24 protein-coding genes are annotated in these 22,049 nt (G+C 73.2%); 17 read left to right on the top strand and 7 right to left on the bottom strand.

Annotated features, from left to right (window positions below; all coding sequences use genetic code 11):
• The first annotated feature begins 513 nt into the window (after positions 1–513).
• Together CW362_RS11420 and CW362_RS11415 are read left to right on the top strand one after the other, a co-directional pair.
• Positions 514–717 carry a cold-shock protein gene (locus CW362_RS11420; protein ID WP_103549273.1) on the top strand — a complete coding sequence of 68 codons (204 nt, stop codon included), beginning with the start codon at positions 514–516 and terminating at the stop codon, positions 715–717.
• An 864-nt stretch (positions 718–1,581) separates the two neighbouring features.
• A complete protein-coding gene (locus CW362_RS11415; protein WP_103549272.1) occupies positions 1,582–2,139 on the top strand; it encodes a lamin tail domain-containing protein in 558 nt (185 codons plus the stop codon).
• A 260-nt stretch (positions 2,140–2,399) separates the two neighbouring features.
• On the opposite strand, the gene CW362_RS11410 is transcribed toward CW362_RS11415, so the two are convergent.
• The gene (locus tag CW362_RS11410; protein WP_103549324.1) at positions 2,400–3,272 is read right to left on the bottom strand and encodes a UbiA family prenyltransferase; all 873 of its coding nucleotides are present in this window, start codon (positions 3,270–3,272) and stop codon (positions 2,400–2,402) included.
• A gap of 148 nt (positions 3,273–3,420) precedes the next feature.
• Between CW362_RS11410 and CW362_RS11405 the strand changes: the two genes are divergently transcribed.
• From CW362_RS11405 to CW362_RS11395, 3 genes are read left to right on the top strand one after another with little or no spacing between them, the layout of a single operon-like run.
• Complete coding sequence (locus CW362_RS11405) at positions 3,421–4,479, top strand: type III polyketide synthase (protein ID WP_103549271.1); 1,059 nt, start codon at positions 3,421–3,423, stop codon at positions 4,477–4,479.
• 39 nt (positions 4,480–4,518) lie between these two features.
• Positions 4,519–5,052 (top strand): isoprenylcysteine carboxyl methyltransferase family protein, encoded by a 534-nt coding sequence (locus CW362_RS11400; protein ID WP_103549270.1) that lies wholly within the window; start codon positions 4,519–4,521, stop codon positions 5,050–5,052.
• A complete protein-coding gene (locus tag CW362_RS11395) occupies positions 5,049–6,068 on the top strand; it encodes an NAD(P)/FAD-dependent oxidoreductase (protein ID WP_103549269.1) in 1,020 nt (339 codons plus the stop codon). The genes CW362_RS11400 and CW362_RS11395 overlap by 4 nt, the downstream gene beginning before the upstream one ends.
• 396 nt (positions 6,069–6,464) lie before the next feature.
• On the opposite strand, the gene CW362_RS11390 is transcribed toward CW362_RS11395, so the two are convergent.
• From CW362_RS11390 to CW362_RS11365, 6 genes are read right to left on the bottom strand one after another with little or no spacing between them, the layout of a single operon-like run.
• The gene (locus CW362_RS11390; RefSeq protein ID WP_103549268.1) at positions 6,465–8,207 is read right to left on the bottom strand and encodes a complex I subunit 5 family protein; all 1,743 of its coding nucleotides are present in this window, start codon (positions 8,205–8,207) and stop codon (positions 6,465–6,467) included.
• Positions 8,204–8,554: a sodium:proton antiporter gene (locus CW362_RS11385; protein ID WP_103549267.1), complete on the bottom strand. Its 351-nt coding sequence runs from the start codon at positions 8,552–8,554 to the stop codon at positions 8,204–8,206. Before CW362_RS11385 ends, CW362_RS11390 begins: the two co-directional genes overlap by 4 nt.
• Before the next feature lie 19 nt (positions 8,555–8,573).
• Positions 8,574–9,314, bottom strand: a complete 741-nt coding sequence (locus tag CW362_RS11380; protein WP_103549266.1) for an MnhB domain-containing protein — start codon at positions 9,312–9,314, stop codon at positions 8,574–8,576.
• Positions 9,311–9,571, bottom strand: coding sequence for a DUF4040 domain-containing protein (locus CW362_RS11375; RefSeq protein ID WP_103549265.1), 261 nt, complete (start codon positions 9,569–9,571; stop codon positions 9,311–9,313). The genes CW362_RS11380 and CW362_RS11375 overlap by 4 nt, the downstream gene beginning before the upstream one ends.
• Entirely contained in the window at positions 9,564–10,025 is a 462-nt protein-coding gene (locus CW362_RS11370) for an MrpF/PhaF family protein (protein ID WP_103549264.1), read from the bottom strand. Before CW362_RS11370 ends, CW362_RS11375 begins: the two co-directional genes overlap by 8 nt.
• Positions 10,022–10,204, bottom strand: coding sequence for a hypothetical protein (locus CW362_RS11365; protein WP_103549263.1), 183 nt, complete (start codon positions 10,202–10,204; stop codon positions 10,022–10,024). Before CW362_RS11365 ends, CW362_RS11370 begins: the two co-directional genes overlap by 4 nt.
• Positions 10,205–10,596: 392 nt before the next feature.
• On the opposite strand from CW362_RS11365, the gene CW362_RS11360 reads away from it, so the two are divergent.
• From CW362_RS11360 to CW362_RS11305, 12 genes are all read left to right on the top strand, one after another.
• Positions 10,597–10,908 (top strand): hypothetical protein, encoded by a 312-nt coding sequence (locus tag CW362_RS11360; RefSeq protein ID WP_103549262.1) that lies wholly within the window; start codon positions 10,597–10,599, stop codon positions 10,906–10,908.
• An 86-nt stretch (positions 10,909–10,994) separates the two neighbouring features.
• The gene (gene fdh, locus CW362_RS11355; RefSeq protein WP_103549261.1) at positions 10,995–14,240 is read left to right on the top strand and encodes a formate dehydrogenase; all 3,246 of its coding nucleotides are present in this window, start codon (positions 10,995–10,997) and stop codon (positions 14,238–14,240) included.
• On the top strand, positions 14,237–15,199 hold the full coding sequence (locus CW362_RS11350) for a 4Fe-4S dicluster domain-containing protein (protein ID WP_103549260.1): 963 nt from the start codon (positions 14,237–14,239) through the stop codon (positions 15,197–15,199). Before fdh ends, CW362_RS11350 begins: the two co-directional genes overlap by 4 nt.
• A complete protein-coding gene (gene nrfD, locus CW362_RS11345; RefSeq protein WP_240657752.1) occupies positions 15,196–16,116 on the top strand; it encodes an NrfD/PsrC family molybdoenzyme membrane anchor subunit in 921 nt (306 codons plus the stop codon). The genes CW362_RS11350 and nrfD overlap by 4 nt, the downstream gene beginning before the upstream one ends.
• Before the next feature lie 3 nt (positions 16,117–16,119).
• On the top strand, positions 16,120–16,461 hold the full coding sequence (locus CW362_RS11340; protein ID WP_103549259.1) for a hypothetical protein: 342 nt from the start codon (positions 16,120–16,122) through the stop codon (positions 16,459–16,461).
• A 96-nt stretch (positions 16,462–16,557) separates the two neighbouring features.
• Complete coding sequence (locus tag CW362_RS11335) at positions 16,558–17,523, top strand: LLM class F420-dependent oxidoreductase (protein ID WP_103549258.1); 966 nt, start codon at positions 16,558–16,560, stop codon at positions 17,521–17,523.
• A gap of 19 nt (positions 17,524–17,542) precedes the next feature.
• The gene (locus CW362_RS11330; RefSeq protein ID WP_103549257.1) at positions 17,543–18,214 is read left to right on the top strand and encodes an HAD family hydrolase; all 672 of its coding nucleotides are present in this window, start codon (positions 17,543–17,545) and stop codon (positions 18,212–18,214) included.
• A gap of 174 nt (positions 18,215–18,388) precedes the next feature.
• Positions 18,389–18,760, top strand: coding sequence for a phage holin family protein (locus CW362_RS11325; RefSeq protein WP_103549322.1), 372 nt, complete (start codon positions 18,389–18,391; stop codon positions 18,758–18,760).
• A complete protein-coding gene (locus tag CW362_RS11320) occupies positions 18,757–19,260 on the top strand; it encodes a DUF3618 domain-containing protein (protein WP_103549256.1) in 504 nt (167 codons plus the stop codon). Before CW362_RS11325 ends, CW362_RS11320 begins: the two co-directional genes overlap by 4 nt.
• A 310-nt stretch (positions 19,261–19,570) precedes the next feature.
• Positions 19,571–20,734: a glutathione-independent formaldehyde dehydrogenase gene (locus CW362_RS11315; RefSeq protein WP_103549255.1), complete on the top strand. Its 1,164-nt coding sequence runs from the start codon at positions 19,571–19,573 to the stop codon at positions 20,732–20,734.
• A 90-nt stretch (positions 20,735–20,824) separates the two neighbouring features.
• Entirely contained in the window at positions 20,825–21,151 is a 327-nt protein-coding gene (locus tag CW362_RS11310; RefSeq protein ID WP_103549254.1) for a plasmid stabilization protein, read from the top strand.
• Between the two features lie 100 nt (positions 21,152–21,251).
• Positions 21,252–21,770, top strand: coding sequence for a DUF6328 family protein (locus tag CW362_RS11305; RefSeq protein ID WP_103549321.1), 519 nt, complete (start codon positions 21,252–21,254; stop codon positions 21,768–21,770).
• Positions 21,771–22,049 lie beyond the last annotated feature (279 nt).

Raw genomic sequence — 22,049 nt, 5'->3', positions numbered from 1 at the left:
GGACGTCCCACCCGTCGCACACGGGACGGCCGACGGGATGCGTGCCGCGCCGGCTCGTCGTGTCGTGCGTCACGTGGGGTCGCCCCGGCCGGTACGTCCTGGGAGGGCTGTTCGCGCTCCGCGGGGCCGGCGGTGCGTCCCGCCGCCCGCCGGGCGGAAAGCCGACGGTGCGACCGGAAGCCGCAGTCGGTGGTCCCTTCCGGTGCCGCCCTGACGGGTGGTTCGTGACGGTGGGACAGGGTCGGGCCACGCCTGGATGCCGCTCGGTCACCGGGCCCGCGTGCGGATACCGGGACCTCGTGGGGCGTGTGTGTCTGCGGTGCCGCTCCACCTGACGGCCCTCGCTCTCTGGTGAGAGGCGCTCTCGCCGTGTAACGTCGCTGGCAGATGTCGTGGTTCGCAGTACCTGCCCGCGCCGTGGTGCGGGCGTTTTGCTGTGCAGTGCCCGAGGACCAGGACGACTACCTCCGGGTTCGCGCGGTGCGGACCCGTCGACGAGTGAGAGGCACTGGCATGGCCAGCGGAACTGTCAAGTGGTTCAACGCCGAGAAGGGCTTCGGTTTCATCGCGCAGGACGGCGGCGGCCCTGACGTCTTCGCCCACTACTCCAACATCAACGCCACCGGCTTCCGTGAGCTCCAGGAGGGCCAGGCCGTGACGTTCGACATCACCCAGGGCCAGAAGGGCCCGCAGGCGGAGAACATCACGGCCGTCTGACCCCGCGTCACGCCGGCACGGCGCCTCGACGACCATCCGCGACCGAGGCGCCGTGCGGGACGGCGGACGACGAAGGCCCGGCACCCTTCTCGAGAGGGTGGCCGGGCGACGTGCTGACACGATGCCGGCACGCCATGCGCCCGCGGCCGGGCGCGCACCGTGTTTCCGGCGCCGTCCGCGCCGGTGTTCCGACGGCCCGAGTGTCGCCGTCCTTCCTCGCCCTCGCCGGCCCGCCCTCGTTCAGGCGTGTGCCGAGGCGTCCGGGTCCCTTCCGCCCGCGGCCGTCGACGACGGCCCGGCGGGCACCGCTCGTGGCGGTGCGGATTCCTTCCCGTGGATCCCTCGGCCCGGGGCCGTGTTGACGATGCGTCCGCTTTCCGGGCCCTCTCCCTCCGCCGTTGTGCGGTGGCTCCTGTCCTGCGGCCCCGGGCACCCTTCGCCGCGACGGCGGTCTCCCGCCCACCCGCTCGCTCCACCGGTCCCCGGTGGCGGATGCGTACGGCCGTGTCACGCGGTCGCGACGGACCGGAGGGGCGTTACTCACTTTCGGGTGACGGCCGGATGCTCCCCGATGACGCGGAGAACGTCCGCGTATCGCCAGGATGCCGCAGGGGCAAGGGAGTTGATGGTGACGAGACGTCACTCATGGTCTTTCAGCAGTTAAAGGGCTGATACAAGCATCTGTAACCGACATGTCCGTAATCTGTAACAGCGGTCGGGTGTCGCCCGTCCTGGGCGGGGATGTGGAGCAAGTTATGAGTCCTCGGCCACCGGGCCGGGACTCGCACAGGGTCGCACCGTGCGGGTTCCCCGCGAGGGGTGCCCGCACGGGGTGTGCCGGCTCTCGAACCTTGAGGAGCTTTCATGTCCGTTTCCACGTCTGTCACCGCCCGCCGCATGGCGGCCGCCGTCCTGGCGGCCGGTGCGCTGGTCGGCTCGGCCTCCGTCTCGGCCTCGGCCGCGGAGCCGCGCTTCGAGCGCTCGCACGTCGCGATCAGCCGGGTGCAGGCCAACGCTCCGGGCTTTGACGACCGCTCCGCCCGTTCCCTGAACGCGGAGTGGGTGGAAATCACCAACTCGGGCCGTCGCGGCATCAACCTGGACGGCTGGACGCTGTCGGACCGGCAGGGCAACCGCTACACCTTCAACCACTACCGCCTGGCCGGGCGTTCCACCGTCCGGATCCACACCGGCTACGGACGCGACACCAGCCGTGACCTCTACCAGGACCGCCGCAACGAGGTGTGGGACAACCGCTCCGACGCCGCCACGCTGCGCACCGAGCGCGGCCGCTTCGTCGACAGCGTCTCCTGGGGCCGGCACCACGACCGTGACGACCACCGTGGCCACGGCGACCACCGGGGCCACGGGGACCACCGCGGTCACGGCCGTGACGACCACCGCGGTCACGGCGACCACTGAACGGCCCCCGACGGCACGCCCGTTCGGAGCCGGATGATGGCAGACGACCGGCCGAGGGCCGGACGACGCCAGACCCCGTGATCATTCGGTTCACCGGACGGTCCCGCTGAGGAGGACCCGCACCGCACGGTGCGGGTCCTCCGCGTGTGCGCGCAGGCTCCCCCCTTCCCCCCACGAGCGGACCCCGGCGACTCCTTCAGCGCCCGGGCGAAGGACACGACGGACGAGAGCACCGCCCCCGGCACGGCCGGGCACGACGGTCAGGCGGGTACCATCCCGGTCCCGCCCAGCAGCAGGGTCACATCCACCGCCGCCACGACGACCGCCGTCGCGAACGCCAGCCGTTCCCGGCGGCGTCCCAGCACCGTCCCCGTCACCGCCACCAGCAGGACCAGGACCAGCGCCGTCACCCCGCGCCGGCCGGGCGGTCCCGCGGGCCCCAGGACCAGCAGCGCGGACGCGGCCACCAGGGGCACCGGAAGCAGCCGCCGCGCACGGTCCGGCCCCAGCCGCTGCGGCCACCCGTGCACCCCCGCCACCAGATCACCACGGATGTCCGGAAGCACGTCGCCCAGATGCGCCCCGATCCCCAGGAGCGCCCCGGCGCCGAGGACCCACCAGGCGGGCCACGGGCGGCCGGGCAGCCCCAGCGTCACGAAGGCCGGGAGCGCGGCGAACGCCAGCGCGTAGGGCGCCCAGGACCAACGGGTCGCCTTGAGACGCAGGTTGTACGCCCATCCCGCACCGACCGCGACCAGATGGACGGCGCCGGCCCAGAGACCGTTGAGGAACGAGAGGGGCACGCACAGGGCCAGCGCCGCGTACGCGGCGGTCCACACCTGCCCCGCTCCGACCGCTCCGTCCGCGACGGGCTTGCCGCGGCGGCCCTCCGCGATGTCCCGCCCCGCGTCGAACGCGTCGTTGCACCAGCCGACGGACAACTGCCCCGCCAGGACGGCGGCCCAGGCCAGGACACACCCCTCGGTCCCGCGGCCGGCGATCACGGCCAGCGCCGCCGTCAACGTGGTGACGGCCACGACGGGCCCGGGATGGCACGCCCGGCCCAGACCGGTCACCAGGCCGCTCCCGCGTCCCGCGCCGCCACCGGCCGTCGTGTGCTCGGGAGTACCCACCCGGCGATGGTAGGAGGCCCGGTCCCCGCGGTCGGAGCGCGCCACGGGACGAACGGCCGGACGGGCGATCCCTGGTGACGAAGCGCCGGGTCGGGGAAAGGCTGCTGAGCCGGGCAGCCCGGCCCAGTCGGTTTCGGACGGGAGTCCTATGACGCGGATCGCCGCCGTTCACGGAACCCTCGCGCCGCACCGCTACGACCAGTCCGAGATCACGGACATGGTGGCCCGCAGGTGCCTGCGGGACGGTGCCGACCGCCGTGCGCTCGACCGGCTGCACCGCGGCGCGAAGGTCCGCGGCCGCCACATGACACTGCCGCTCGGACAGTACGAGACGCTGGACGGATTCGGCGCCGCGAACGCCGTCTTCGTCCGGACCGCGACGGACATGGGGGCCAAGGCCGTCCGGGAGGCGCTGCGTCTGGCCGGTCTGTCCGCCACCGACGTGGACCTGCTGGTCTTCACCTCCGTCACGGGCATCGCGGCACCCTCCGTCGACGCCCGGCTGGCGGGCCGCCTCGGACTGCGGCCCGACGTCAGGCGCGTGCCGATGTTCGGCCTGGGCTGTGCCGGGGGCGCCGCGGGCCTGGCCCGCGCGCACGACTACCTGCTGGGCCGGCCCGACGAGGTGGCGGTGCTGCTGTCGGTGGAGCTGTGCTCGCTCACCTTCCAGCGCGACGACGCGTCCCTGGCCAACCTGGTCGCCACCGGTCTGTTCGGCGACGGCGCCGCCGCCGTGGTGGCCTGCGGTTCCCGTCGTACGGGCGGAGCCGGGGGCCCCACGATCGTGGACACGCGCAGCCGGCTGTACCCCGGCACCAGCCGCGTCCTGGGCTGGGACGTCAGGGACTCGGGCTTCCGGGTCGTACTGGACCCGGAGATCCCCGACGTGGTGCGCCGTCACCTCGCCGACGACGTCCAGGGGTTCCTGGAGGACCACGGCCTGAAGCCGAAGGACGTGACCGCGTGGGTGTGCCACCCCGGCGGCCCCCGGATCCTGGAGGCCGTCGGCGAAGCGCTCGACCTGCCCGAAGACGCCCTCGACGTGACCTGGCGTCATCTGGCAGAGGTGGGCAACCTCTCCTCGGCGTCCGTGCTGCACGTACTGCGCGACACCCTGGCGGACCGTCGCCCGCCCCCCGGCACGCCGGGTGTGCTGCTGGCGATGGGGCCGGGCCTCGCCTGCGAACTGGTGCTGCTGCGCTGGTAGGCCGCCGGCACACGACACGGAACGGTGGGACACGCACACATGGACTGGTACGCGCTGCTGGTGGCCGCCGTCGCCGCCGAACGGGTGGGCGAACTCGTCGTCGCCCGCCGCAACGGACGCCGGAGCCGCGCGCACGGCGCGATCGAGGCGGGCCGGGGTCACTACCCGGCGATGGTCGCCCTGCACACGGCCCTGCTGATCGGCTGCCCCGCCGAGGTGTGGCTGGCCGGCCGGCCCTTCGTCCCGGCGCTCGGCTGGTCCATGCTGGCCGTGCTCGTGGGTGCCCAGGCGCTGCGCTGGTGGTGCATCGCCACCCTGGGGTTCCGCTGGAACACCCGGGTGATCGTCGTGCCCGGTCTGCCGCTGGTGGCCCGCGGCCCCTACCGGGTGCTGCGCCATCCGAACTACGTGGCGGTCGTCGCGGAGGGAGTGGCCCTCCCGCTGGTGCACACCGCCTGGGTCACGGCGCTCCTCTTCACGCTGGCCGACGCCGTGGTGCTCACCGTACGCATCCGGTGCGAGAACCGGGCACTGGCCGGTACGGCTCCCTCGTTCGGGTCCGTTCCGGCGTGATCGACGTCCTGGTGGCCGGCGGCGGCCCGGCCGGTCTGGCGGCCGCGGTCCACAGCGCGCTGGCCGGTCTGGAGGCGGTGGTCGTCGAGCCGCGGACCGCGCCCGTGGACAAGGCCTGCGGAGAGGGCGTCATGCCCAGCGGCGTCGCCGGGCTGCGGGCGCTGGGCGTCGAGGCGGCGGGGAAGGAACTGCGCGGAATCCGGTACGTGGACGGCACCGCCCGTGCCGAAGCGTTCTTCCGGGGCCCGAGCGGCCTGGGGATCCGCCGCACCGAACTGCACCGGGCGCTGTACGAGCGCGCACTCGGCCTCGGCGTGCGGATCGTTCCGGGCAGGGTGGGGGAGGTGCGCCAGGGCACGGACACGGTCACCGCCGCGGGTCTCACGGCGCGCTGGCTGATCGCCGCCGACGGCCTGCACTCCACCGTACGCCGGGGCCTCGGGCTGGAACTGCCCGGCGGCGCGCACCGGCGCTACGGACTGCGCCGGCACTACCGTGTCGAGCCCTGGACGGACTTCGTCGAGGTCCACTGGTCCGGCCGTGGCGAGGCCTACGTGACACCGGTCGCCGACGACCTGGTGGGCGTCGCGGTCCTCAGCCGTGTGCGCCGCGGATACGACGAGCACCTGGGCGACTTCCCGGACCTCACCGCGGCGTTGCGCGGGGCCGGAGCAGAGGCCACCGGCGTGCGGGGCGCCGGTCCGCTGCTCCAGCGGGTGCGCCGCAGGGTCGCCGGGCGCGTCCTGCTCGTCGGCGACGCGGCGGGCTACGTCGACGCCCTCACCGGGGAGGGGATCGCCCTCGGCCTCGCGACGGCCGGTGCCGCCGTCCGCTGCCTGGCGGCGGGGCGGGCACGGGAGTACGAGCGGGCGTGGGCCCTGCTGACCCGCCGTCACCGGCTGCTGACCGGGGCCCTCCTGGCCGCGAGCCGCCGTCCCGGCACCGCCCGCCTGGTCGTCCCGGCGGCGTCCCGGCTCCCTCCGCTCTTCACCGCCGCGGTCCGCGCGTTGCAGTAGCGGAGCACTTGTGGCACGCGGCTCCGGTTCCGACTCCCGCGGACTCCGCCGCCGCCCACCGGGAGCACGGCCGGACGAACGGCCACCACGTGCGCGCGGCGGACACCCGTCCGCGGCTCGAGGCGGGACCGGCATCCGGTCGTGGCTCCGCGCCCGGGGCCGGGTGCCCGTCGTGTCCCGGGAGTCGGGCCGGGCGCCCGTCGTGTCCTGCGGGCGGGGCCGGCCGACGACCCGCGTGGCGGGGCCGGGGCAGGTGATCGTCTCCGCGTCGTGTCCGCGGCCGCCGTCTGATCGCGCACCGCGGCCGGGTGCCCGGCCGCGTGAGACGGGGTCCGGCACCCGTCCGCGGTCCACGCCGGGGCGGGTGCCGCCGGTGCGCCGTGACCGACGGGGGTGTCACCCCGTGAGAACGCCCGGCAGGGCCAGTGCGCCGAGCAGGGTGATGCCGGCCAGGAGCCAGACCACGTAGTCGCCGATGTGCCCCGAGTGCAGGAGGCGCAGCGGCTTCGTCCAGCCGTACGGCTCCTGGCGGGCGGGGCCGTGGACGCCCGCCGCGGCCAGTCCCACCGCGAGCGCGGTCGAGACGAGGCCGAGGACGAGGCCCGGCGCTGTCCAGTGCGGTGGTTCCCCGGTACCGAACGCCCGGCCCGCACGCGCGGCGAACTCCGGGAGCAGCCCGGCCACGAGAGCCCCGGCGAGCAGGACGGCGGGGACCGCGGCCATCGTCGCGGGCACCCGCAGGAGCCGCCCCCGGCTCTCCGGCTCCTCCCGCTCCCCCTTCGTCTCGTACGCCGCCGCGGCCGCGGGCCGCTCACCGGCGCCGAGGAACACCCGCGCGGCCACCCGCAGGACCGCCCCCGCGGTGACCGCCGACGCGGCGACGAACACCACGGTGAGGAGCGGGCCGCCGGCCTCCTCGGTGAGCGCCTTGCCGAGCCCCGTCGCGAAGGGAGGCATCCCGGACAGGGCCAACGCACCGGCCACGAACAGCACGCCGACCCCTTTCAGTTCCCTCGCGCGCCCGTGCAGTTCGTGCTCGTCGACGCTGCCGTACCGGTCGAGGAGGATGCCCGTGCAGGCGAAGAGGGCGGCCTTCGCACCCGCGTGGCCCGCGATGTAGACGGCGACACCGCTGGTCGCCTCGTGGCTCAGCAGGCCGATCCCGACGAGGAACAGCCCCGTGTGCGCCACGGTCGAGAAGGCGAGGAGCCGCTTCACGTGCCGCTGCTGCCAGCACATCACCGAGCCGGCCAGCGCCGTCAGGACGCCGATGGTGACGAGGGCGTGTTCGGCGTCCGGCGCCGGGATGCCCCCGGGCCCGGCGAAGACCGTGTGGTACACCCGCCACACACCGTAGGAGCCCAGCTCCACCATGACGCCGGACAGCAGCATGCAGACCGGGGTCGGCGCCACGGCGTGCGCGTCCGGCAGCCAGAAGTGGAACGGGACGGCCGCCGCCTTGACCAGGAGCCCGGTGAGCACCAGGACGAAGGCGCACAGGGTCAGCGCATCGGGCCCGCCGAGGGCGTCGAGCCGTACTCCGATCCGCCGCATGCCGAGTTCCCCGGTGCGGGCGTACAGCAGCACGATCCCCGTCAGCGTCGCGTACGCGCCCAGTGAGTTGACGACCCCGAACGTGAGCGCGCCCTGCACCGCCTTCGCCTCCTCCACGCGGTAGCCGGTCAGGGCGTACGCCACGACGCCCATCAGCTCGAAGAAGACGAAGGCGTCGAAGAGGTCCCCCGTGAGGGCGAAGCCGCACATGCCCGCCTGGAAGAGCAGGACGAGGGCGGGGAAGGAGCCGGCGTGCCGGTGCGGCGGCTCGTCGAAGTAGCGCCAGGAGTAGACGAGCACGGCGACCACCAGGACGGAGACCAGCGACGCGAGTCCCGTCCCGGGCGCGTCGCCGACCAGGACGATGCCGACCCCCTCGCCGCCGTGCGGGCGCCAGCCGCCCACCCACTCGACCGCCTCCGGACCGGACCCCGCGAGGAGCGCCAGGGCCAGGCCCGCGGTGGCCGCCGCCACCGCGCAGCCGATCGTCTCGGCGGCGGCCCGCGGAAGCCGGCGCCCCGCGGCCACCAGTACGGCGGCGCCCAGCAGCGGCAGCGCGACGACCAGGGGCAGCAGCCGGCTCATCCGCGCAGCTCGGACAGTTCGTCGGGGTCCACCGTGCCGTGCCGTTTGGCGACCTGCATCACGAGGGCGAGCAGCAGGGCCGTGACCGTCGCGCCGACCACCACGTCCGTCAGGGCCAGGGCCTGCACCACGGGGTCGACGAGCGGCCTCGATCCCGGCTTCAGGTCGGAGAAGACCGGCGCGGTACCGCCGTCGCGGTAGCCCACGGCCAGCAGCAGGACGTAGGTGGAGGACTGGCAGACCGCCAGGCACCCCACCGCGTGCACCAGATGCCGGCTGGTGGCGAGGCCGTAGCACCCGGCCAGGAAGATCCAGCCCGCGAACAGGTAGGGCAGGACGGACATCATGACGTGGTCCTCCGCTCGTTCATCGCCCGCTCTCCTCCTCGATCTCCACGGCCTGGTCGAGGAAGCGGGCGAGCAGCACGACCACGGCACAGGCCACCTCCATGCCGACGGTCATGTTCAGCAGGGGCACGATGCCGCCCGACGCGAGCGTGTTGAACGTGCCGTACCCGATGACGGTGTTGGCCAGGAACGAGGACCCCGCGACGAGTCCGGCGAGTCCCAGCACCAGGTACGCCCCCTCGCCGGCCGCGTCCCCGATCTCGTACACGCCGACCGGGCGGACGCGCTCCAGGGCGCGGTAGTCGGCCCCGATGTAGAGCAGGTGGAGCGCGGTCGCCACGACGACCCCGCCCTGGAACCCGCCCCCCGGGCTGAGCTGGCCGTGGGCGACGACGTAGAGGCCGACGACCAGGGCGACGGGCAGCAGGAGGAGCGCGTAGCGGCGGACGGGGAGCGGGACCCGGGCCGGCGCGGGCGGCACCTCGCGCTCCTCGCGCGTCTGCCGCAGCAGGACGACCGTTCCGAGTACCGAGGCGAACAGGATGCTCTCCTCGCCCAGGGTGTCGAACGCCCGCTGGTCGAAGTTGACCGCCGCGACGACGTTGGCGGTGCGGTGGGCCAGCGCGGCTCGCACGGCACGCTCACCGTAGGGGTGGCTGTCCCCGCCGAAGGCGGGCAGTCGCGGGCAGGCGGCGCAGAACAGGGCGGCGAAGCCGAGGGCGCCCACGGCCAGGATCCACATCCGCAGGCGGCGGCTCACCGGCCGTCCTCCTCGCGCCGCCCGCGGCGGCGCACCTTCCGTACGGACAGGAGGATCAGCAAGGGGGTGAGCGCCGAGCCGACCGCGAGCTGCGACAGGGCGACGTCCGGTGCCTGCAGGACGGTGAACAGCACCGCGAGTGCCAGGCCGAGCACCGAGAGCACCAGGGCCTGGCGGGCCGGATCACGGACCAGCACCGCGGCCGTGGCGGTGGCGGCCACGGCGCACAGCGAGATCAGCAGGAGGGTGTCAGTCATACCGGGTCTCCGTCGGGTTGCGGTGGGCGCCGGACAGCGTCCGTGAGGCGATGACGTTCCCGGCGGCGAGCAGCACTCCGATGAACACGACCTTGACCGCGGCCCGCCCCGGTCCGGTGGCCGCGCAGGACGCGATCACCACCGGCGCCGTGGCGGCCACCGTCAGCGCGGTCACGGCCCGCCCCCACCGCGGTTCCTCGTCCAGTTCGCCGGAGAGCAGCCGCGCGAACACGAGCGTGCCGACCGGGCCCAGTACGGCGAGGACCAGGGCCAGATCGGTGTAGGCGGGGCGTTCGTAGCCCTGGGCGAGCAGCAGCATCACCAGACACACGACGGAGGTGCCGCAGTTCTGGGCCACGACCCTGTGCCCGAGCGGCCCCCGCGCCGTGCCCCACACGACCGGGAGGAGACCTGCCACCAGGAGCAGCGACGCACACACGAGCCACGCGTTCACCGGCCGCTCACCGCCCGGCGCGCCGCCACCGCCGCGACCGCGCCCACCAGCGCGCAGCCCAGCCCGACGAACAGTTCGAGGGGGTCGACCGTGCTGATGAGCACGAGCCACAGCACCGACAGCGCCACCTGCCACACCAGGATCTCGGCGACCGTCGCGCCCAGCCGTCCCCTCCTCATGCCGGGGTCACGGCGCTGTCCGCCGAGGGGGATCCGGTCGTGCGCAAGGTGACCTCCGCGTGTCCTCGTGGTGCTCGTGGTCGTCGTGCGTGAGCCCGGTCCATCCAGTGCCCTGCGGGACCGCGGGCATGCACCGCGCGCGAGGAAGGGAGCACCCCGCGGGAAGCCGGTGCCGGGGCGGGCCCGGAGCGGGATCGCCGGTGCCGACGTCCCGGGACCGGGCCGAGGGGGCCGGTCCTGTACCGACGGGAGCGGGGCGGCCGCGCCGGTGGGGCCGGAGCGTCCTCCGTCCCGCCGGCCGGAACCGGGCGGTCCGGCGGTCACCTGCATCATCACGAACGAGAGGGGTACTTGCGCGTCACGCCACACCCGCGCGAGGAAATGAGGACGCCGTGAGCGAGCCCCGCCCACAGGGCCCCGGGACCGGTGAGGGGCCGATGCCGAAGCCCGTACCGAGGGACCTTCCCGATCAGCAGGCCGCACCCGACGAGGACCCCTTGGACGTCGTCGGCGTGCCCGGACGGCCGCCCGGGAGCCGCAGGCCCGAGACGGAGCGCCAGGGCGCGGAAGGCGGAGCCGAGGACGCGCAGGAGCCCGACGCGGAGGTCCCCGGCACGGACGAGGGGGACACCGGTCGCGAGGGCACCCCGGATCCCGCCGGCTCCCCCGCCGAGCACCCGGTGCCCGACGAACCGGCCGACTGACCCCCTGGCACCGCGGGAGCCCGGGTGACGGCCCGGGGCCGTGCCCGCGACCGCCGACCGAGCCCGGCCGCCGGAAAGGAATCACGATGGGTGTGCGAACGTGGGTCAGCGAGTGGCCCGTCTACCGCCAGCTGACCGGCCCCGACCCGCTGGGGCGCGGCCGCGCCGCCATGTCGTCCCGTACGGAACGGCTGAGACCGCGCACCGACAGCGCCGACCGGGTGGTGCAGTCGGTCTGCCCGTACTGCGCGGTCGGCTGCGGCCAGCAGATCTACGTCAAGGACGACGAGGTCGTCCAGATCGAGGGCGACCCGGACTCACCCGTCAGCCGGGGCCGCCTCTGCCCCAAGGGCTCGGCCACCCTCCAGCTCACCACCGGCCCCGCGCGCCTGCACGAGGTCCTGTACCGGCGCCCGTACGCCACCGACTGGGAACGACTGGACCTGGAGACGGCCATGGACATGGTCGCCGACCGGGTGGTCGAGACCCGGCGCCGCACCTGGGAGTGGGAGAGCGACGGGGTGCGCACCGCCCGCACGCTCGGCATCGCGAGCCTCGGCGGCGCGACCCTCGACAACGAGGAGAACTACCTGATCAAGAAGCTGTTCACGGGACTCGGCATCGTCCAGGTGGAGAACCAGGCCAGGGTGTGCCACAGCTCCACCGTCGCGGGCCTCGGCACCTCCTTCGGACGCGGCGGCGCCACCACCTTCATGCAGGACCTGCAGTTCGCGGACTGCATCGTCATCCAGGGGTCCAACTACGCCGAGGCGCATCCGGTCGGCTTCCAGTGGGTCATGGAGGCCAAACGGCGCGGCGCCCGCGTCATCCACGTCGACCCGCGCTTCACCCGCACCAGCGCCCTCGCCGATCTCCACGTGCCGATCCGGGCCGGCAGCGACATCGCGTTCCTCGGCGCGGTGATCAACCACGTGCTCACCGAGGAGAAGGACTTCCGGGAGTACGTCCTCGCCTACACCAACGCCGCCTCGATCGTCGACGAGGACTTCCGGGACACCGAGGACCTGGACGGTGTCTTCTCCGGGCTCGACGAGGAGGGCCGTCGCTACGACCCGAGGAGCTGGCAGTACGAGGGAGTGGACGTCCAGGCACCCGCCGGCGACGTCGACGAACAGTACGAGCAGAAGACCCAGGGCTCGGGCCACTCCGAGTCCCACGGCTCGGGCGGAGCCCGGACCAGCGGCCGCCCGCCCCGCGACGAGACGCTGACCCACCCGCGCTGCGTCTACCAGATCCTCAGACGCCACTACGCCCGCTACACCCCCGAACTCGTCGAGGAGACCTGCGGCATCCCGCGAGCCACCTTCCTGCGCGTCTGCGAGGCACTGACCGCCAACTCCGGCCGGGACCGCACCAGCGCCTTCGTGTACGCGGTCGGCTGGACCCAGCACTCCACCGGCTCCCAGTACATCCGCGCCGCCTGCATCCTCCAGCTCCTCCTCGGCAACATCGGCCGGCCCGGCGGCGGCATCCAGGCACTGCGCGGCCACGCCTCCATCCAGGGCTCCAGCGACATCCCCACCCTCTACAACCTGCTCCCCGGCTACCTCCCGATGCCCCACGCCCACGCCCACGAGGACCTGGACACGTTCGTGGAGGCCGTCCGCACCGAGAAGGGCTTCTGGGGGAACATGCGGGCCTACTTCGTCAGCCTGCTCAAGGCGTACTACGGAGACGCCGCCACCGCCGACAACGACTTCTGCTTCGACCACCTCCCGCGCCTCACCGGCTCCCACGCCACCTACGACACGGTCATGGCCCAGCTCGACGGCACCTGCGAGGGCTACTTCCTGATGGGCGAGAACCCCGCCGTGGGCTCCGCCAACACCCGGCTCCAGCGCCTCGGCATGGCCAACCTGAAGTGGCTGGTCGTGCGCGACTTCTCCCTGATCGAGTCCGCGACCTGGTGGAAGGACGGCCCCGAGACCGAGACCGGGGAGCTGCGCACCGAGGACAACGGCACCGAGGTCTTCTTCTTCCCCGCCGCCGCCCACACCGAGAAGTCCGGCTCGTTCACCAACACCAACCGCTGGCTCCAGTGGCACCACGCGGCCGTGGAACCGGAGGGGGACGCGCGCAGCGACCTGTGGTTCACCTATCACCTGGGCCGGCGCGTCAAGGAACGGCTGGCCGGCTCGTCCGACCCCATGGACCGGCCCGTCCAGGACCTCGCCTGGGACTATCCCGTCGACGGCCCGCAGCGTGAACCGGTCGCCGCCGCGGTCCTGGCCGAGATCAACGGACACGGCCCGGACGGCGCGCCGCTCTCCGCCTACACGGAGCTGAAGGACGACGGTTCCACCCGCTGCGGCTGCTGGATCTACTGCGGTGTCTACGCCGACGGGATCAACCACGCGGCCCGCCGCACCCCCCACACCGAACAGGACCACGTGGCCGCCGAGTGGGCCTGGGCCTGGCCCGCCAACCGGCGCATCCTCTACAACCGCGCCTCCGCCGCGCCCGACGGCACCCCCTGGAGCGAACGCAAGGCGTACGTGTGGTGGGACGAGGAGGCGGGGGAGTGGACCGGGCGTGACGTCCCCGACTTCATCCCGGACCGCGCACCCGGCCACGTCCCTCCGGAGGGCGCGACCGGTCCCGACGCCCTGCGCGGCGACGACCCGTTCATCATGCAGGCCGACGGCAAGGGCTGGCTGTACGCGCCGGCCGGGCTGGAGGACGGCCCGCTGCCCACCCACTACGAGCCGCAGGACTCGCCCTTCCCCAACCTCCTCCACCCCTCGACCCCGCGCTCCCCGGTACGGCAGCTGCTGCCGCGCGAGGGCAACCGCTACCACCCCGGCGGTGACGAGCCGGGCTCGGAGGTCTACCCGTACGTCGTCACCACCCACCGCCTCACCGAGCACTTCACCGCGGGCGGGATGAGCCGCTGGTCGTCCTACCTCTCGGAGCTCCAGCCCGAGTTCTTCTGCGAACTCTCCCCGCAGCTCGCCGCCGAGCGCGGCCTGGAACACGGCGGCTGGGCGACGATCGTCACCGCGCGCAACGCCGTGGAGGCGCGCGTCCTGGTCACCGAGCGGCTCGCGCCCCTGACCGTGCACGGGCGGACCGTCCACCAGATCGGTCTGCCCTTCCACTGGGGGCCCAACGGGGTGTCCACCGGTGACGCGGCCAACGAGCTGATGGCCATCGCGCTCGACCCCAACGCCCACATCCAGGAGGACAAGGCGCTCACGGCCGACATCCGGCCCGGGCGCCGCCCCCGCGGGCCGGACCTGCCGAAGCTGGTGGCGGAGTACCGCCGACGCGCGGGAATCACCGGGGCGACAGGGACGGAGGCCCGGAAATGACGGACCGGAACCTGCTGAGCGGTCCCGAGCCCGAACCGGCCCGGGACGCCGGCCACTCCCAGCCCCCCGAGCGCGTCGGCTTCTTCACCGACACCTCGGTCTGCATCGGCTGCAAGGCCTGCGAGGTGGCGTGCAAGGAGTGGAACGCCATCCCGGAGGACGGGCTCGCGCTGAGCGGCATGAGCTACGACAACACGCAGGGCCTCGGCGCCTCCACCTGGCGTCATGTCGCCTTCGTCGAGCAGCGGGTGCCCGCGCCGGAGGGGCGCACCGAACTGCCGCTCGCCGAGGGCGCGGTGAGGGTCTCCGAACCCGCCCCTGCGGCGACTCCGGAGGGCTCCCCGCCGACGGCCCCCGAAAGCTCCCGGACACCGGGCGACATGCGGTGGCTCATGTCGTCGGACGTGTGCAAGCACTGCACGCACGCGGCCTGTCTCGACGTGTGTCCCACCGGCTCGTTGTTCCGCACGGAGTTCGGCACGGTCGTCGTCCAGGAGGACATCTGCAACGGCTGCGGCTACTGCGTGCCCGCCTGCCCGTACGGAGTGATCGAGCAACGCCCGGACGACGGAAGGGCGTTCAAGTGCACCCTGTGTTACGACCGCCTCGGCGCGGGACAGGAACCGGCCTGCGCCAAGGCCTGCCCCACCGAGTCCATCCAGTTCGGCCCCCTCGACGAACTGCGCGAACGGGCCGCCCTGCGGGTGGACCAGCTGCACGAACAGGGAGTCGGGGAAGCCCATTTGTACGGACACGACCCCGAGGACGGGGTCGGCGGTGACGGCGCCTTCTTCCTGCTCCTCGACAAGCCGGAGGTCTACGGGCTGCCGCCCGACCCGGTGGTGACCACCCGTGACCTCCCGGCCATGTGGAAGCACGCGGGGACCGCCGCGCTCTCCCTCGCCGGAGGCATCGCGCTCGCCTTCGTCCTGGCGGGCCGGGCGGAGGGGGCGCGATGACCAGGACCCGCAAGCGCCGCGGTGAGCAACTGATGGTCCCACGGGCGGAGTTCACCTCCTACTACGGGCGTCCGATCATCCACGCCCCGTCCTGGGCGGCCCGTGACATCGCCGGATACTTCTTCCTCGGCGGCCTGGCCGGAGCCGGTTCGGTGTTCGCCGCCGGGGCCCAGCTCCGCGACCGCCCTCGCACCGCCACCGCGATGAAGGTCTCCTCCCTCGCCGCCGTGTCCCTGTCCGCCGCCGCGCTGGTCCACGACCTCGGCCGGCCCGGCCGGTTCGCCAACATGCTGCGGGTCTTCAAGCCGACCTCACCCATGAGCATGGGGTCCTGGCTGCTCGGTGCCTACGGCCCCGCCGCCGGCGCCGCCGCCCTCAGCGCCGTCACCGGCCGACTGCCCCGCGCGGGTGCCGTCGCGACCGCGGGCGCCGCGCTGCTCGGGCCCGCGCTCGCCTCGTACACCGCCGTCCTGGCCGCCGACACCGCCGTACCCGCCTGGCACGGCGCCCACCGGGAACTGCCCTATGTGTTCACGGCGTCCGCGACGGCCGCCGCCTCGGGAATGGCACTGGTCGTGGCGCCACCGCGCGAGAACGCTCCCGCCCGCCTCGCGGCGGTGCTCGCGGCGGCGGGGGAGAGCGTGGCGGCCGAGGCGGCCGAGCGGCGCCTCGGCATGGTGGCCGAGACCTGGCGCGAAGGACGTGCGGGCACGCTCCTGCGCGCCGCCCGCGCCCTGACCCTGGCGGGCGCGGCGACCGCGGCGCTGGCCGGTGGACGCAGCCGGCCGGCCGCCGTCCTGGGCGGGCTGGCCCTGCTCGGGGGATCGGTCTGCACCCGCTTCGGGATCTTCGCGGCAGGAACCGCCTCCGCGCAGGACCCGAAATACACCGTCGTACCCCAGCGGAACGGAGGGTGACCCGTGGTCACCGTGTCCCTCACCGGCACGTCCAGGGAGGACGCCGCCACCGTCTTCGACGTGCTGCGAACGGCGTTCCCCACCGACCGCCCCCCGGAGGTCCCCGAGGACCCTCCGGGATCCCGTCCCGCTGTGTGGACCGCGGAGTTCGCGCCGGCCGACGACCGCATCCCGACCGGCCCGGCCCCGCTGGAGGGCCCGGTCAGCGCGACGCTACAGGGCGGCTACCTCGCCGTGGACCTCCTGCGCGAGGCCCTGAACGGCGCGTTCGCCGTGCAGGAACGGGGCACGGCGTCGGGAGACCAGGAGAAGGAGGTCGACCTGCGGCTCGGGGCCAAGCGGTAGCCGGGAGGGAGGGAGCGGGGCGCGGCCGGGCACCGGCCCGGCGCTCCTCGCGCCGCGTCCGTCCCGCCATCCGTCCACATGGAGGAGGAGAGCGACATGGTGCAGATCGGGTACACGATGATGACCGAGCAGGCCGGCCCGCGCGAACTCGTGGAGCAGGTGGTCCGCGCCGAACAGGCCGGATTCGACTTCTCCGTCACCTCGGACCACTACTTCCCCTGGCTGGACTCCCAGGGGCACGCCCCGTACGCGTGGAGCGTGCTCGGCGCGGCCGCGCTGGCCACCGAACGCATTCCGCTCATGACGTACGTGACGTGCCCGACGACCCGCTACCACCCGGCGGTCGTCGCCCAGAAGGCCGCCACCCTGCAACTCCTGTCCCAGGGACGCTTCCGCCTCGGGCTCGGCTCCGGCGAGAGGCTCAACGAGCACGTGGTGGGCGGTGGCTGGCCCGCCGCCCACGTCCGTCTCGACAAGCTGGAGGAGGCCGTCGGGATCATCCGTTCCCTCTTCGGGGGAGGCGACGTCAACCATCACGGCGTCCACTTCGACGTGGAGAACGCCCGGCTCTTCGACCTGCCGGACACCCCACCGCCGATCGGCGTCGCCGTCTCGGGCGACCACTCGTGCGAGATCGCCGGCCATCTCGCCGACCTCATGATCGCCACGGAGCCCGAACCGGCCCTGACCTCCGCGTTCGACCGGCACGGCGGGACGGGCAAACCCAAGGTCGGCCAGCTTCCCGTCTGTTACGACACCGACCGGGACGCGGCGATCGCCCGGGCCCATGACCAGTTCCGCTGGTTCGGCGGCGGCTGGCCGGTCAACTCCGAACTGCCCGGACCCGCCGCCTTCGAGAGCGCCACGCAGTTCGTACGCCCCGAGGACGTGGCCGGCTCCATACCCTGCGGCGACGACGTGGAGAGCGTGGTCGAGGCCGTACGGCCGTTCGTCGACGCGGGGTTCACCGAGGTCGCGCTCGTCCAGATCGGCGGCGACCACCAGGAACCCTTCACGGACTGGGCCGAGAAGAAGCTGCTTCCCGCCCTGCGTGAGCTGTGAGAGGGCGAGGACAACCGCGATGACCGAGAAGCGCGCCGCGATCTTCGACGTCGACGGAACCCTGGTCGACACCAACCACCTGCACGTCGTCACCTGGTGGGAGGCCTTCCGGCAGGCCGGACACCGTGTTCCCATGCACGACGTGCACCGGGCCGTGGGCCTCGGCGGCGGCGACCTGATCGAGCACCTGCTCGGCAAGGACCGTGACCCCGAGGGCGACGGGGAGCTCGAGGCGGCCCACCGCACCCTCTACGCCACCTGGTTCGACCGGCTGATCGCGTTCGACGGCGCGGGCGACCTGCTGCGCGCGCTGGCCGGGCGCGGCTGGGAGGTCGTCCTGGCGACCTCGGCGAGCGGCGCGGAACTCTCGGCGCTCCGCCGCGCCGTCGACGCGGACGACGTCATCCTCGGGGCGGCCAGCGCGGACGACGTGAGGTCGGGCAAACCCGCGCCCGACCCCGTCGAACGGGCCAGGGACCTCGCCGGTGTCCCCAGCGGACGGGCGGTGTTCGTGGGGGACACCGTCTGGGACATGGAGGCCGGCACCCGGGACGGGGTGACCTCCGTGGCGGTGCTGTCCGGCGGCATCCCGCGGGCCGACCTGGAGGCGGCGGGCGCCGCCGCGGTCCACCGGGACGTCGCGGACCTCCTCGAGAACCTCGACTCCAGCGTCTTCGCCGACCGGGAATGAAAGGCGACGGCCCTGGACCGGCGGGATCGGGGTACCCGGTCATCGGCGATCGCCGGAGCACGCCCGCGTGCTCCGGCCGCATCAGGCTACGGACAGGAGGTGATCACCGTGTCGGACGTGCGGACGCGGCCCGACGGATCGGCCGAGCGGACACGAGGGAACGGATCGGAACCGGTGGGTGAGCTGGTCCAGCGGGCCTCGCAGCAGCTCACCGAGCTGGTCCGAGGAGAGCTCCGGCTGGCACAGGCGGAGATGAAGGAGAAAGGTAGGCGGTACGGGAAGAGCGGCGGTCTGTTCGGCGGCGCGGGAGTGGTCGGCTTCCTGACCCTCCAGGCCCTCGTGGCCACCGCGATCGCCGCGCTGGCCGTACCGCTGCCGGTGTGGGCCGCGGCACTGATCGTGACGGTGGTCCTGGGCCTCGTCGCCGCGGCCATGGCGCTGACGGGGAAGAAGCAGGCCGACCGGGCGGCACCGCCGAAGCCCGAGCAGGCGATCGAGAACGTGAAGGCCGATGTGGCCGAGATCAAGAGGAGTGCCCACCGATGAGTGAACCGTCCGACGACAAGCGCACGGCCACGACCCCCGGTGAGATGCGCGAACAGGTCGAGCGGACCCGTGCCGAACTGGGAGAGACGGTCCAGACGCTGGCCGACAAGGCCGACGTCAAGGCCCGTGCGAAGGACAAGGGCGTCGAGGTCAAGGAGAGGACCGTGGAGGTCGCCGAACAGGCCAGGGAGAAGACCGCCGAGGTCGCCGGGCAGGCCGCGGCCAAGGCGGGCGAGCTGAAGGCCAGGGCGTCCAAGGCCGCGCACGCGGTCCAGGACAAGGTGCCCGACCCGGTCAGGGACCGGGCGGCCCAGGCCGCGGGCCAGATGCGGGACAAGGCCGCGCGGGCCGGTGGCGTATGGCACGAGAAGGCCCCCGAACCGCTGCAGCAGCAGACGGCCCACGGGGCCCGGCTGGCACGCGAGAATCGGGCGCCGATCCTGGCCGCCGTGGGCGCCGCCGTCCTCATATGGCTGGCCATCCGTCACCGGAAGGGGTGAACGGGCGGGCGCGGAACACCGTCGAGCGGTCGCGTCACATGGCCGGGTCCGCCGGGTGACGCGCGGTGCTCCCGTCCGCCGGCAGCCACTGCCACGGGAAGTCCCCGGCCGTCACGGCCCGGGGACTTCCGCCGTTCCCGGGGGTTCGGATGCCCCTGCCGCGGAAGGGCCCTGTTTGGCCGATATGCCACCGGGGACTCGACCTGTCCAGCGAAGCACGTGCGTACGCGAAGACACGCGCACCGGACAGGACCGGCCGGCGTCACCGTGCGCGGACCGCGCACCGGCGCGGGGCGGCAAAGGGGAGATCATGAAAGCAGCGGTATACGAAGGCCCGCGGAAGGTCAGCGTCAAGGACGTCCCGGACGCCAGGATCGAGCACCCCTGCGACATCCTGGTGAAGGTCACCACGACCAACATCTGCGGCTCCGACCTGCACATGTACGAGGGACGGACCTCGTTCGAACCGGGCCGTACCCTCGGCCACGAGAACCTGGGACAGGTCGTCGAGGTCGGCTCCGCGGTCAGCAAGGTCCAGGTCGGTGAGTACGTGGTGCTCCCGTTCAACATCGCCTGCGGCTTCTGCAAGCAGTGCGAGCGCGGACTCACGAACTATTGCCTGACCATGCAGCCGGAGCCCTCCCTCGCCGGAGCGGCCTACGGGTTCGCCGAGATGGGCCCCTACCAGGGAGGCCAGGCCGAGCTGCTGCGCGTGCCGTACGGCGACTTCAACGCCCTGCGACTGGGGGAGGACGCCGCCGAGAGGCAACTGGACTACGTGATGCTGGCGGACATCTTCCCGACCGGCTACCACGCCACCGAGATGGCCCGGGTGCGACCGGGTGACCAGACGCTGGTGATGGGCGCGGGCCCGGTCGGTCTGATGGCGGCCTACTCGGCGATCCTGAAGGGTGCCGGCCGTGTCTGGGTCGCCGACCACCAGCAGGACCGGCTGCGGATCGCCGAGGAGATCGGCGCGGTCGCGATCGACACGAACGAGGCGGACCCGGTCGAGGTGGTGAAGGACGCGACACTCGGCCTGGGGGCCGACAACGGGTGCGAATGCGTCGGATACCAGGCCCACGACCCCCAGGGCCAGGAGGACGCGAGCCTCACCGTCAACCAGCTGATCGACGCCGTGCGCTTCACCGGCGACATAGGAGTGGTGGGTGTCTACCTGCCCGAGGACCCCGGTGGTGAGGACGCGCAGGGCGAGCTGGAGGCCCAGGGCAAACTGCCGCTCGACTACGGCCTGATGTGGTTCAAGGGCCAGACGATGGGCACCGGCCAGGCACCGGTCAAGCGGTACAACCGTGCGCTGCGCGACCTCGTCGCCGGAGGCAGGGCGGAGCCGGGCTTCGTCGTGTCCCATGAGCTCGACCTGGACGAGGCGCCGTCCGCGTACGAGCACTTCGACCGTCGCGAGGACGGATGGACCAAAGTCGTCCTCCACCCCGACGGCCACCGGCCGTAGGGACGCATTTTCCGGCCGTTTGTGAGCCGGCGGGCCATCGGGGGTACTCGATTGTCCACGCACAGGCCACGTCCCGGGAGGAGGCGCACCATGCCCGCAGGATCGAACAAGAAGCGTGAGCGGCAGTACGAACACATCAAGGAGAGCGCGCAGGACCGTGGGGAGTCCGCGAGCCGTGCCAAGGAGATCGCGGCGCGCACGGTGAACAAGGAGCGGGCCAGGGCGGGTGAGTCCGAGACCGCGAGCAGGACGTCCCTGCGCGACCCCAAGTCGGCGTCGCAGCGGGGCGGCGAGCGTTCGCACTCCGGGGCACAGGGCCCCACCAGGGACCAGTTGTACGAGGAGGCCAAGAAGCGCGACATCCATGGACGCTCGTCCATGAGCAAGCAGCAGCTGAAGAACGCGCTGGGCCGCTGAGACGCGTCGCGGCGCCGGCCGCGGGAGCGAGAGCGCGGGCGGGTCGGGACATGACGGACGACGGGGCGGCTCCGTGGGCGCCGCCGGAGAGGGACTGCCGATGCGGGACGACACATCGAAGGACGGACGCGAGGAATCGCCGGAGGAACGGGCCGACCGCAAATGGGGTGACCTGCTCCAGGAGATCCGTGTGGCGCAGACCGGCGTGCAGATCCTGTTCGGCTTCCTGCTGACCGTGGTGTTCCAGCCGTCCTACCGGCGGCTGTCCGACGCGGACCAGACGCTGTACATGGTCACGATCGTCCTCGGCGCCACGGCCATCGGCGCCCTGGTGGCCCCCGTGTCGTTCCACCGCATCGTGTCGGGTCACTTCATCAAGCCGGAGGCCGTCGTGTGGGCGTCCCGGCTGACTTTCCTCGGCCTGCTGCTCCTGCTGCTCACCATGACGGCCTCCCTCCTGCTGGTGCTGCGCACGGCCACCCACGACGACGGGTACGTGCCCTGGATCGTCGCGGGTGTGGCCGCGCTGTACATCGCGTGGTGGTTCGTCATCCCCTTGGTCCTGCGGATGCGCAAAGCGGGTTCCGAAGCCCGCGAGGCCGCCGACGAGAAGGACTGAGCCGGGTGCCCCGGGCGGAGCGACGGCCCGGGGCACCCGGCTGCCGCCCGGTCACGGGTCGTCCGGGAACGCGGGCGGCCGGGACCTGTCCCAGGTGTCAGCGGCTGCGGATGGCGCTGGTGGTGAAGAATCCGGTGGCGGCGGCCGCGACGAGGGCACAGACGGAAAACAGCACGGTTCGGCGCACGGGGCGTCCTCTCTGACTGATCGTGAGTTGGCACCCTGCACAACGCCGCTCGTGCCGCCGGGGGCTCGCCGCCGGCCCGTACGCCACCCGCA

Origin of the sequence: Streptomyces populi, from assembly GCF_002911015.1 — a bacterium.
GTDB lineage: Bacteria > Actinomycetota > Actinomycetes > Streptomycetales > Streptomycetaceae > Streptomyces > Streptomyces populi.
The sequence above is the reverse complement of the archived record's forward strand: the minus strand, read 5'-3'. Positions and strand labels throughout refer to the sequence as shown.